This window comes from Pseudomonas sp. AC463 (assembly GCF_979253585.1).
Genome location: NZ_CEEDDZ010000737.1, coordinates 1 through 262, shown reverse-complemented (window position 1 = coordinate 262; position 262 = coordinate 1). Strand labels below are relative to the sequence as shown.

At 60.3% G+C, this 262-nt stretch carries 1 protein-coding gene; it reads left to right on the top strand.

The features are described from left to right. Positions 1 to 262: S26 family signal peptidase (locus AC0IYH_RS32160; RefSeq protein ID WP_471838368.1), on the top strand; the 262-nt coding region annotated here is incomplete at both ends.

Below are 262 nucleotides of genomic sequence, written 5' to 3'. Positions count from 1 at the left end.
CATGGGACGCGCAAACGATCCGGCCATCTTGACGCCGCCAACGGTGCACGCCACGCCTCAAATCATGGCCAAAGCTCCATCCGGCAAGCCGCTCTCCGGCAAGCAGCGTTCGGAAACGAACGAGACGATCCGCTTCCTGCTGAAGCTGGCGCTGATCGTGTTCGTGTTCCGCAGCTTCATCATCGCGCCGTTCTCGATCCCGTCGGAATCGATGTTGCCGCGCCTGCTGATCGGCGATTTCCTGTTCGTGTCGAAATGGAAC